Annotated in this window: 9 protein-coding genes and 1 tRNA gene; all 10 read right to left on the reverse strand. The window is 42.8% G+C overall.

Going from position 1 to position 12,244, the window contains the following annotated elements; genetic code table 11:
• Window positions 1–74: 74 nt before the first annotated feature.
• The 10 genes from IYN84_RS08490 to IYN84_RS08535 all read right to left on the reverse strand — a co-directional run bounded on the left by IYN84_RS08490 (window position 75) and on the right by IYN84_RS08535 (window position 11,878).
• The gene (locus tag IYN84_RS08490) at window positions 75–626 is read right to left on the reverse strand and encodes a hemerythrin domain-containing protein (RefSeq protein ID WP_196138782.1); all 552 of its coding nucleotides are present in this window, start codon (window positions 624–626) and stop codon (window positions 75–77) included.
• Window positions 627–677: 51 nt separating this feature from the next.
• Window positions 678–1,463, reverse strand: coding sequence for a type IV pili methyl-accepting chemotaxis transducer N-terminal domain-containing protein (locus IYN84_RS08495; protein WP_196138783.1), 786 nt, complete (start codon window positions 1,461–1,463; stop codon window positions 678–680).
• Between the two features lie 225 nt (window positions 1,464–1,688).
• Window positions 1,689–2,165, reverse strand: coding sequence for a transcription elongation factor GreA (gene greA, locus IYN84_RS08500; protein ID WP_196138784.1), 477 nt, complete (start codon window positions 2,163–2,165; stop codon window positions 1,689–1,691).
• 15 nt (window positions 2,166–2,180) lie between these two features.
• Window positions 2,181–5,399 carry a carbamoyl-phosphate synthase large subunit gene (gene carB / locus IYN84_RS08505; protein WP_196138785.1) on the reverse strand — a complete coding sequence of 1,073 codons (3,219 nt, stop codon included), beginning with the start codon at window positions 5,397–5,399 and terminating at the stop codon, window positions 2,181–2,183.
• A gap of 71 nt (window positions 5,400–5,470) precedes the next feature.
• On the reverse strand, window positions 5,471–6,610 hold the full coding sequence (carA, locus tag IYN84_RS08510) for a glutamine-hydrolyzing carbamoyl-phosphate synthase small subunit (RefSeq protein ID WP_196139176.1): 1,140 nt from the start codon (window positions 6,608–6,610) through the stop codon (window positions 5,471–5,473).
• A gap of 231 nt (window positions 6,611–6,841) precedes the next feature.
• A tRNA-Leu gene (locus IYN84_RS08515) sits at window positions 6,842–6,927 on the reverse strand.
• A gap of 34 nt (window positions 6,928–6,961) precedes the next feature.
• The gene (gene secG / locus IYN84_RS08520) at window positions 6,962–7,456 is read right to left on the reverse strand and encodes a preprotein translocase subunit SecG (RefSeq protein WP_196138786.1); all 495 of its coding nucleotides are present in this window, start codon (window positions 7,454–7,456) and stop codon (window positions 6,962–6,964) included.
• 3 nt (window positions 7,457–7,459) lie between these two features.
• A complete protein-coding gene (gene tpiA, locus IYN84_RS08525; RefSeq protein ID WP_246722755.1) occupies window positions 7,460–8,221 on the reverse strand; it encodes a triose-phosphate isomerase in 762 nt (253 codons plus the stop codon).
• 160 nt (window positions 8,222–8,381) lie between these two features.
• Window positions 8,382–10,478 carry a bifunctional diguanylate cyclase/phosphodiesterase gene (locus IYN84_RS08530; protein WP_196138787.1) on the reverse strand — a complete coding sequence of 699 codons (2,097 nt, stop codon included), beginning with the start codon at window positions 10,476–10,478 and terminating at the stop codon, window positions 8,382–8,384.
• On the reverse strand, window positions 10,475–11,878 hold the full coding sequence (locus IYN84_RS08535; RefSeq protein ID WP_196138788.1) for a YfiR family protein: 1,404 nt from the start codon (window positions 11,876–11,878) through the stop codon (window positions 10,475–10,477). The genes IYN84_RS08530 and IYN84_RS08535 overlap by 4 nt, the downstream gene beginning before the upstream one ends.
• Between the last annotated feature and the right edge of the window lie 366 nt (window positions 11,879–12,244).

Genomic DNA, 12,244 nt, shown 5'->3' on the forward strand with positions numbered 1-12,244 from the left:
TTTTATAGAGGGAATAATCTCATGACTAGATGGGAAGGTCCAGCGACACGGTTAAATTTTGTACCAGAGAGCTGTTAAATCTGGCAGTGTTTATTTTCATAGTCACCGAATTCAGCCAGCGCGGCATTGTACTTCTCAAACAAGAGCTCTCTTTCCATTCGCGCGTCTACTTCTTGCATTGCCTGTAGAACCTTTTCCTGAGCCACTTCGTCAAGACTCCTTTCAGCCATAGGATAAAGAATATTGTCTTCTTTAAAAATATGTTGTTCCAATAGTGCGCCGTACTCTTCCAGTCCGGAACATATTCCTTCAATACATCTTTCTTTAAGTCCTGACTTGATATTGTTAACCGCCTTTCTTGCTGACTCATGCTCATAAAGCATTTGTCCCACAGGATTGCAATGGGTTAGCACTCCAGGCTTATTAAGGGCTGAGAACAACAGCTCTTCTTCTTTGTAATGATGGTATGAATCGGTAAAATTTTCGATAAACTCGATAACAAATTCCACCTGATGAGAAAATGTCTTCCACTCCATTAATCGAGCCTGTGATACAAGCTTTTTTGAATGCTGAATTACTGAAAGAATTAAACAGTGTTCTTTTTTTAAATAATCACAAAGCTGCATCTACACGACCTCTACTGTCTATTATTTCTGCATTGGAACGGAAAAAGCCTTTCACGCCCCTAAAGTTTCTTGGTACAAACTGGTGACTCGATCCATGTCTCTAAGAAATCCTTCGGTAATGACTCTAATCACCCTTGGAACATATCGCTCAGTTCCAATACCAACAAATTTGCCCTTGTAGAACTTCCATTGCTTTTCCACTTCCAGCAATGAAGACTTGATCTGATTAGAGTTTTCGTTAGAAGCAACCAGATAACGCAACCCTTCATTAAATTCACTCACAGCGACATTAAAGGTCTCATGAACTTTAGCGTCTCTCAGTCCAACATAACTGGCAATATAGTAAAGCGCTATCCTTTGGGAAAGCATCCGCTGTCGCCCAGATATGTTGATTAATTCAGCACTTTTCTTAGCGGAAGATTCCTGCAAAGCAAGTACCAGCTGATGTGCAGTACCAAGCAACTCATTACTAAGCTCCAGTACTTTTCGCGAGTTATCTTTACTGCGATTGTCCAAAACAAATTTTCTAAAATCAATCCACTTTCGCTGCAAAGATTGTTGGCGCTCTTTAATCGAAGGTGTCACTATTGAGTCTCTGAGATTGAAAAGGTTTTCTTCAAAGATCGCCATACTCTCATCAAGTTCAGCTTCGGCATCTTTACTATTAATTCTATGGGTAATTAACAGATAGTTCTTTGCGATTCTCTGAGATAACATACGCTGTTGTCCCGCTTTATTGATCGACTCAGCCAGAGTCAGGACTTTCGCTTCGCTAGTTGCAACGATAATATTGATTAATCCCAATAAAACTAAAATGGACAGCTTGTGGATATTCATAGTAATTCCTCCGGTTACTATTTGCGGAGGATTCTAATACTGCGAATTGAGTGTTAACTTGATCTGTCTCAAGTGATTTGTTGAATAAAAGATAAGCAATGAAAATATTCTCAAAACATGATGATTGGCAGGATTTATAACGATTTTTTATCATGTCGTCGAGATAGCTATCAACAAAAAGGCCCGCATAAAGCAGGCCTCTAATAAAAGTAGTTGACGAAAAAATTAAATGTACTTAACTTCCAGCACTTCATATTCAACATCACCGCCAGGAGTTTTTACTACCACAACATCTCCTTCTTCCTTGCCAATCAAAGCTCTAGCGATCGGTGAGTTTACCGAAATTTTGTTTTGTTTTAAGTCAGCTTCATCATCGCCAACAATTTGATAACAAACTTCGTCTTCTGTATCGAGGTTCATCAAATCTAAAGTAGACCCGAAAATAACCTTGCCGTTATTGGTAATGGTTGTTACATCAATAATTTGCGCACTTCCAAGCTTACCTTCTATTTCCTGAATTCGTCCTTCAATAAAACCTTGTTGCTCCCTTGCGGCGTGATACTCTGCATTTTCCTTCAAGTCGCCATGTTCGCGTGCTTCAGCAATAGCAGCTACAACCCTTGGACGCTGAACTTGTTTAAGATCATTCAGTTCCGCTTTCAGTGCTTCCGCACCGGCTTTTGTCATAGGTGTCATGTTCATCTTTAATAAACCCTACTATTTAATTCTCTTGTGCAATTCTTGCACTGAAACGACTTTTTGTCTTGTTTGATGGCGAACAGCTTTCGCTGTAGCCAAGCCTCCAGCCAGTGTTGTCGAATAGGCCACTTTGTATTGAAGTGCTGAACGACGGATCTGGAATGAATCGGCTACCGCTTGCTTACCTTCGGTAGTATTAACAATATAATCGATCTCATCATTCTTAATCATATCAACCAGATGAGGGCGCCCTTCATAAACCTTGTTCACTCGCTGACAGAACACTCCTTCTTTAATTAAAGTCGAAGCAGAACCGCCTGTCGCCAGAATCTCAAAACCGCATTCAATAAGAGCTTTCGCAGTTTCCGGCAGTTTCGCTTTATCACTCTCTTTCACACTCAAAATTGCCTTGCCACCACGAGGTGCCTGAGAGCCTCCGCCCAACTGAGCTTTATAATAGGCTTCACCAAACGAATCTCCAACCCCCATCGCTTCACCGGTGGATTTCATTTCCGGTCCAAGAATAGGATCTGAGCCCGGGAATTTGTTGAATGGGAAAACCGGCTCTTTAACGGTAAAGAAATCACTTGAAACAGGTTTGGTAACACCTTGTTCTTTCAAAGACCTGCCAGCCATTACACTTGCCGCTATTTTGGCTAGAGGGCGCGCAGTAGCTTTGGAAACAAATGGGACAGTTCGCGATGCTCTTGGATTAACTTCAAGCACATAAATTTCTTCGCCCTGAATAGCAAACTGAGTATTCATCAAACCACGAACACCGAGCTCTTTGGCCATAGCTTCAATTTGCTCCACCAGGCGAGTCTGGATTTCCTGACTCAAAGTATGTGGAGGAATACAGCAGGCCGAATCACCAGAGTGAACACCCGCTTGCTCGATATGCTCCATTATGCCGCCAATGATTACCGTTTCACCGTCATAAATGGCATCAACATCAACTTCAATTGCATCGTCCAGGAATCGATCCAGTAATACCGGAGACTCATTGGAAACAGAAACGGCATCATTCATATAACGACGCAATTCGTCTTCATTAAATACAATTTCCATAGCTCGTCCACCTAGAACATAGGAAGGGCGAACAACTAATGGATATCCGATTTCTTCAGCCAGACGTACACCGTCTCTGGCATTGGTCGCAGTACGATTAGGAGGCTGTTTCAATCCAAGCTTTTCAATAGCTCGCTGAAATCTTTCTCTGTCTTCAGAGCGGTCAATAGCATCAGGAGAGGTTCCAATAATTGGTACTCCCGCAGCTTCAAGCTCGCGAGCCAGTTTTAGCGGAGTTTGTCCTCCGTACTGAACAATTACCCCTTTCGGTTTTTCTTTATTGACTATTTCAAGAACATCTTCAAGGGTAACTGGCTCAAAATATAGCCGGTCAGAAGTATCATAATCTGTTGATACTGTTTCCGGGTTGCAGTTAACCATGATAGTTTCATAGCCATCATCACGCATAGCGAATGCCGCATGTACACAACAATAATCGAACTCTATCCCCTGGCCAATTCGGTTAGGACCACCACCGAGGATCAAAATCTTTTCTCTATCGCTAGGTTCGGCTTCACATTCTTCATCATAAGTCGAATACATGTAAGCGGTATCCGTCGCAAACTCTGCAGCACAGGTGTCGACACGTTTATAAACCGGATATAAATCCAGTTTGTGGCGGATACGACGCATTTCTTTTTCTGAAATATGTAACAGGCTAGACAGTCGTCTGTCAGAAAATCCTTTTCGCTTCATTAAACGTAAAGTCGCTTTATCCAGATCGCCAACACTCAGTTTGCTAAAGTCCTTCTCAAGTTTCACCAGCTCTTCTATTTGCACAAGAAACCAGGGATCAATCGATGTAATCTGGAAAACTTCCTCAACCGAATAGTTTTGGCGGAAAGCGTCAGCAAGATAATAAATTCGTTCGGCTCCAGGAACCTGGAGTCGTTGGTGCAACCAGGCTTTCCAGCCCTCTCTTTTAGGATCCAGTAATGGATCAAAGCCATCTGCACCGGTTTCCAGTCCGCGCAGCGCTTTTTGCATTGATTCCTGAAAATTGCGACCAATGGCCATAACTTCACCGACCGATTTCATCTGAGTGGTCAATGTATCGTCACAATTCGGAAACTTCTCAAAATTAAAACGTGGAATCTTGGTTACCACATAATCAATCGATGGCTCAAAGGAGGCAGGCGTTCGTCCACCGGTGATGTCATTCTGAAGCTCATCCAGGGTATAGCCAACTGCTAGCTTCGCCGCAATTTTTGCAATAGGGAATCCTGTTGCTTTTGAGGCAAGAGCTGATGAACGAGAAACTCGAGGATTCATTTCAATGACGATCATGCGCCCATTTTCGGGATTAACCGAAAACTGAACATTCGAGCCTCCAGTTTCAACGCCTATCTCGCGTAGTACCGCCAAAGAAGCGTTTCGCATAATTTGATATTCTTTGTCGGTCAGTGTTTGAGCTGGTGCAACAGTAATTGAATCTCCAGTATGCACTCCCATAGGGTCAAGATTTTCAATAGAGCAAACAATAATGCAGTTGTCATTCTTGTCACGAACAACTTCCATTTCATACTCTTTCCATCCGATCAGTGATTCATCAATCAGAAGCTCAGTAGTCGGTGACAGATCCAGACCGCGGTTACATATTTCTTCAAACTCTTCGCGGTTGTAAGCAATTCCTCCACCAGTTCCTCCCATAGTAAAAGAAGGACGGATAATACAAGGAAAGCCAACTTCATCGAGAACTTTATAGGCATCTTCCATCGAGTGGGCAATCCCAGCTCTCGGCATATCTAGCCCTATCTTTCTCATCGCTTCTGCAAATTGCTCACGATCTTCAGCTTTGTCGATCGCTTCCCGGGTCGCGCCTATCATTTCAACCTGGTGTATTTCAAGAACACCTCTAGATGCCAGGTCAAGCGCACAGTTCAGTGCTGTTTGTCCGCCCATAGTCGGCAAAATTGCATCAGGTTTTTCTTTTTCGATAATTTTGGCGACCACTTCCCAATGAAGCGGCTCAATATAAGTTGCGTCGGCCATTTCCGGATCGGTCATGATCGTCGCCGGATTCGAGTTAACAAGAATAACTCGATACCCTTCTTCTTTTAATGCTTTACATGCTTGCGCGCCAGAGTAGTCAAACTCACAAGCCTGACCTATGATGATGGGACCAGCGCCTAGAATTAAGATACTTTCAATGTCGTTACGTTTTGGCATTCAATATTACCGTATTAGTCGTTACTCGGTGGACTTAAATTAACAGAGGTAGTTAGCCTACCCAATTTTATTTACTTTGCGGCTCGCTCGCTCAACTGCATAATAAATTTATCAAACAGTGGCGCTACATCGTGAGGCCCGGGGCTCGCTTCAGGATGTCCCTGAAAACTAAATGCAGCCCTGTCAGTAAACTCAATTCCTTGCAAACTGCCATCAAAAAGCGACTTATGAGTGACTTTTATGTTCGATGGCAATGTTGTTTCATCGATAGCAAAACCATGGTTCTGACTGGTAATCATTACTTTTTTACTTTCTACATCCTCAACCGGATGGTTTGCGCCGTGATGACCAAACTTCATTTTAAGTGACTTAGCGCCTGCAGCTATGGACAATAGCTGATGACCCAGACAAATACCAAAAATAGGAAGGTCTGTTTTCAAGAAGTTTTGAATTGCTTCAATCGCATAATCACAAGGCTCTGGATCCCCTGGTCCATTGGACAGGAAAATTCCATCAGGATCCATTTCCAGTACTTTTTCCGCTGGCGTTTGAGCAGGAACTACGGTCAAGCGGCAACCTCTCTCAGCGAGCATCCTCAAGATATTCTTCTTCACACCGAAATCATAAGCGACTACATGAAACTTAATGTCATCATCGGATATTTGGCGGTGTCCTTCACCTAAGGTCCAGACTCCTTCCTTCCACTCATATTGCTCATCGGTGGTCACTTCTTTGGCAAGATCCATTCCCTTTAAACCAGCGAAGCCTTTCGCTTTTTCAAGAGCCTGCTCTTCGTTCACACCTTCTCCAGCAATAATACAACCAGAAAGTGCACCTTTATTACGTAGAATTCGTGTTAAACGACGAGTATCAATGTCGGCGATGCCGACGACATTTTTACTGACTAAATACTCGCTCAGTGACATTTCGCTTCGCCAGTTACTTGCCACTAGTGGCAAGTCACGGATGATCAATCCAGCCGCCCAGATTTGATCAGACTCTTCGTCTTCAGAGTTGATCCCTGTATTTCCTATATGTGGATAGGTCAACGTAATCATTTGACGTGCATAGGAAGGATCAGTCAAAATTTCCTGATAGCCGGTCATTGAAGTGTTAAACACAACTTCACCAACCGACTCACCATCAGCACCGATAGAGGTGCCGTGAAAAATACTTCCGTCTTCGAGAACCAGAATTGCAGGTTTAGACATCATTGGATTGTGCAAGATAGCCTCCGGCTAAAACAGATACTAAAAAGCGGAAAAGTATGATGATCTCTTCCGCTTTTGATATGAATTTCGCAATTTGTCCGCGACCGCGGCAAATTCTGGGTATTCTACGCGATCAAGGCAGGCTTTGTCTATTGACAGAAACAAAAATTGAGCTGAATTATTAGGAAAAATCAATAATAAAAAACCGCCTGAACAGGCGGTTTTTATAGATGGTGCCGAAGGCCGGACTTGAACCGGCACGACCGATGGTCACTACCCCCTCAAGATAGCGTGTCTACCAATTCCACCACTTCGGCAAATTCGTAAATACGATACTCAGGATACTGGCAATTAGTTGTTGCCGTCTTCCTTATCTTTTACTTCTTCTTTAGTCTCTTCTGCAGCTTTAGTAGTATCTTCGGAAAGCTTCTTAGCTTCAGCTTCCAATTTTTCAACCGCTTCGCTCTCTGATACCGATTCAGTTTTCTTTTCAGCCATTGGCGCCACTTCTGATTCAATACCACCTTGCTCCACAGGCAATTGAGATTCGATGCTTTTTTCTGCAGTTTGTTCTTCGACAACCGGGGCTGTATCCAGAACTGCATCTTTAGCTTCATCGCCAGTCGAATTCATATAGCTAATTCCAAGAGCAATAGCAAAGAACAGAATAGCTAAAATAGTCGTGGTTTTAGTCAATACATTTCCTGAACCTGCGGCTCCGAAAACAGTATTTGCACCACCAGCACCAAAGGACGCGCCCATCTCGGCACCTTTGCCTTGCTGCAATAAAATAATTCCGATCAAAGCAATCGAAACAACCAAATAGATAATTAATATAATTTCCATCGTTTATCCTGCAAAAGAATAAATCGTTAAAAAGTCTTCAGCTTTCAACGAAGCTCCACCAATAAGTCCGCCATCAATATCATTTTGTGATAACAACTCATCAGCATTGGCAGCATTCATGCTACCACCATACAAAATCTGAATCCCGTCTGCAATTTCAGGATTATATTCAGCTAACCAGCGACGAAGTTCAAAATGGACTTCCTGAGCCTGCTCTGGAGTTGCGGTCCTTCCAGTTCCAATAGCCCAAATTGGTTCATAAGCAATAGCAGCATCTGAGAAAGCTTCTATTCCTACTTCATCAATAACAGCTTTAACTTGAGTTTGCAGCACTTCAAGGGTCACCCCTTGCTCTCTTTGCTCCAAAGATTCGCCGATACATAATATGGGCGTTATCCCATTTTTCAAAGCAGCAGCGAACTTCTTTGCTACTCTTGCATCATCATCTGCGAACATTTCTCTTCTTTCTGAATGACCAACCAGTAAATAATCCACCTGATAGTCCTTCAGCATAGAGACACTTACCTCTCCGGTAAACGCTCCATTGCTTTCCCAATGCCCATCCTGCGCCCCCAACTTGATGTGGGTATTGGCAGTTAGCTTGCCAATATCGGCCAAGTGGACCAAAGGTACACAAATAAGCAGTTCAGCTCCTTCTTTTGGCAATGAATCAGCAATAACATTGCTTGCCAGTTGAATCGCCTCACTCCTGGAAGTATTCATTTTCCAGTTACCGGCTATAAGCTTCTTTCTCAAGTTACTCATTCAACACTTCGAAGGTTAATTACTCAACAAGATGGCCCTCGACAATAAAGGAACCACCGAAAAGGGCGCAAATCTTACCTGACATATTTCAGATATACAAGAGAAAAGCCGGTAAGAATCAAGAATATTTGCAATTTACCGGCAGGTTGGTTTTAGCAGGTCAGCTTGCAGACTGATTTACTCCTTCTTCACCCTCAGAATTCTGCTTCAAAAAGTCGACAAATTCAGTATATGGCATGGGTTTAGCGAAGAAGTATCCTTGAATATCATCACAATTATTTTCCGCCAGAAACGCTTTTTGCTGTGCAGTTTCTACACCTTCTGCGATAACTTCCAGGCGCAGACTCTTAGCCATAGAGATGATCGCCAGAGTAATGGCCGTATCATCTGCGTCAACCACAACTTCATCAATAAATGACCTGTCGATCTTAAGAGCATCCAACGGGAATCGCCTTAAATAGGATAATGACGAATACCCTGTCCCAAAGTCATCAATAGCAATACGAATTTGCATTTCCTTGAGTCGCTCGAGAATCGAGATAGCCTGGCTAACGTCTCGCATTAACATGCTTTCGGTAATTTCTACTTCAAGCATATGTGGTGGAATGCGATATTTTTGTAGCGTTCGAGCGATCGATTCAGGTAAATCTGCCTGTCTGAATTGCAATGCAGATAAATTCACCGCCAGACGGATATCAATTCCAATATCACGGCAATCTGCAATTCTACGACATGCATTATCCATGACCCAAATACCGATATCTTTAATAAGCCCTGTGTTCTCAGCAATAGGAATGAACTCTGCTGGTGAAATATTGCCTAGAATAGGATGGTACCAGCGGATCAATACCTCTGCGCCAATAACGGTGTTTTGCGCAATATTCAATTGAGGTTGGAATACCAGACTCAACTCCTCATTTTTGATTGCTTGGCGCAGCTCATTCGCCAGTTGGTGTCGCCTTATGGCGAGTTGATTCAACTGCGCTTCATAAAACTCATAGGTATTACGACCAACTTCTTTGGCCTTATACATTGCCGCATCAGCAGCTTTCATTAATGAATCGACATCAGCTCCGTCATTCGGAAACATACAAACACCGACACTTACGGTAGTGTTGACTTCGTAGCTGGATAATTTGAAAGGGGCTTCAAAACTGGAAACTATTTTTTCCACAATGGAAATAACGTCTTCGGTATCATAAATTTCATTCAGAATAATAACGAACTCATCTCCACCCAATCTGGCCAGAGTATCTTCACTCCGTATTCTGTCTAAAAGGCGTTGACTGGTAGCTTTAAGCAGCTGATCTCCGACCGCATGCCCCAGAGAATCGTTGACATCCTTGAAGTGGTCTAAATCCAAGAAGAGGATAGAGACCATTGTACTAGTCCGAGATGCACGCTTAAGCGCATATTTGATTCGATCCATACACAACGCACGGTTAGGTAACTGGGTCAGTGAGTCATAATTCGCTAGATACTGAAGATCTTTTACCGCTCTTTCCAGTCGCTTTTTATTTAGCTGCAGGGCTTCATTAGCAGAATCTCTCTCTTTCTGATTAACTTCTATAGTCTCAAGCATTCGGTTTAAAGAGCGAGCCAGAGATCCTATTTCGTTGTCACCATAACCAGGCGCTCTAATTGCATAGTTACCACTTCCACTAACTTTACGGCTGAATTCATCAAGCTCGACAATAGGGTTTGAAATGGTCCGTTGTAAGCGCAAGGAAGTCAGGTAAACCATGAATATTAATGCCACAGCAATAATCAGGCTGACCAGAGCAAAGTCTCTGATCTTGGTATAAAAATCTTCTGTGGATATTTTTAAATATACAACTCCGGAATATTCACCGTCTCTTTGAACAATCGGATACCAAACATAAAGCCTGTCGGAAGACCAGTAAACCCGCTTTTTGTCATGATATTCGGCGCCGCTGATATAAAACTCGGCATCCTGTTCATCTCGCACCGCAAGAAGCGCTCTGGAGCTGTCAAAAATACCAGCCCCAAATTCACCACTAAGGTTGACCGAGCCAAGCAGCTGTTTGAGGACATCAGTCCCCCCCAGGCTAATAGGTACAGCCGCGTTAGTCGCCAGAAAAGCGGCCTGAGTTTCGGCATCGGCGATCATTGCATCTTTGGTAGTCCGGTAAAAATTGACCCCAATACTAATCATGCCGATTGCTAATGCCGATGCAGAGATCAGAGAGATGATGACTACCAGACGGGTTCTTATTGAGCGTCCCAGATTAATCATTGGTCCCTCCTCCCAACAAGTATTCCTTTACTTCTTAGCAGGGGAGCTGGAGTGAACCCTGAGTACCCGAGGTTTTCATCAAACAATTCCAGTACGATCCGGTTTGGCTCGGTTTTAATATTGTAATGTGCGCCTATATTCTTACTCGTTTTATTTTGCGATATATAAAGGAACCCTTTCTCCTTTTGTTTTCTTTCTAATTCAAGTTGCTCTGTTGAGCTTGTTTCATGTGTGATTAATGCAAAACATTTATCCAGCTCATCTAACTTTGCAACAGAAATCATTTGATAGTGATTTTGCCTATCTAGCAATTTCATATATTCGGATACATCCGAGAACTCTTGCTGTGAACTCCAATAGCAAACTCGTCTGGGCATGGTAGTGTCTATTTGCTTCGGCACATTGGTTAGCTGCAGCATTTGGAAGAAGAGCTGGCTTAGCAAAGGCACGTCGAAAGACACTATATGTGCAGAGCTTAACAGCTGATAATGGGGTTTATGGCCTGTTTCATTCATGGCCAGTAAATTAACCTGGAAGCGGCTATTGGTATCATCATCAACAGTTGCCAGATTATAATGTGCCCCGTTTTCAGACAACCGCTCTCCAACAGCAACTATCAGAATTTTCTCTCGCTTTCTTTGTAATGCTATCTTTTTCAGTTGCTCTATTTCAGCCTCGGTAACTAAAAGGGCGTTGCATCCATCGCTAACAGTAAACTTATCTATTTGCTTGATATTTGATAGCTTTCCTTGAATTGATTTGCTTTCCAGAAGAAAGGAGGCATAGTCTACTAACAAGGATTGCTCGAAAGTACAAAGGACAAAGGTTTCACTTAAAGGGGCATCGGTCGGCCATTCTGTGTAACCTAACAAGGATCTCATCAGGCTTGCTCTTCTTGCAACTTCTCCTGGAACAACTTTGCCCAACGAAAATAAACTGGGATCTATTCCGTGCTCACTATTTTGAAACGCATCCAGGTTTAACTCAAAGTCAAAAAACTCATCCTTACCGACAAAAATACTGATATGAAACCCGGCCTGAGCGACCCCACGACCTTCGCCAGTGAGAACGACTCCGGAATTCCCGTAGTCGTTTACAATTGAAATTGCAGCCTGCTTGCTGGGAGACTTGTAAAAAATAGCATGACAGTGATCTGCACTTTCGCCCTCGGTCAAAGCTTCAATAGAAATAAGCAGGTTGGCGATAGTCAAACCCTTAAGGTACCGTTTAAAATCACGATATATAGAATAATCCCCGGTTACACAGTAAACAAACTTCTCATTTGAAGCTTTACTCAATTGCTCAGGGCTCCAGCGAACCTGATTCAGCAAACGAGATATAATAACTGGCCGCATGACCTGCTCGTCAGCCGTTTCTGCAGCACGGCCCCAGCTAGCCAATAGTAAACACGGGCAAAGAAGAACAATTAAGACAGCCTTCAAGCTAAAAACACCCCTAAATCCATATCGTACTCAACTTAAGGTATTACTTTTGAAGAGGATCCCCGCATGGAAGCAAGCTTACTTCCCCAATAAAGTATTTAATGTCAATTAGTTAAGATAACAGTAGTTCAGGTACCAGTATAGGTTAAATTGCCAATAAATGTCGCAATAGAGAGTATATATCATTAAATTCCGAGGATTTTTTAGCTTTTCGCTGGTCATTTAACCGCCTAACCCCGTATAATACGCGCGCTCAAATTTGGGGTCTTGAGATACTCGATATTTCACATTAAGTTTGAGCAAAAATTAAGACGAAAATTTGTC

The sequence above is a fragment of the Aliikangiella sp. G2MR2-5 genome, from assembly GCF_015687155.1.
Lineage (GTDB): Bacteria > Pseudomonadota > Gammaproteobacteria > Enterobacterales > Kangiellaceae > Aliikangiella.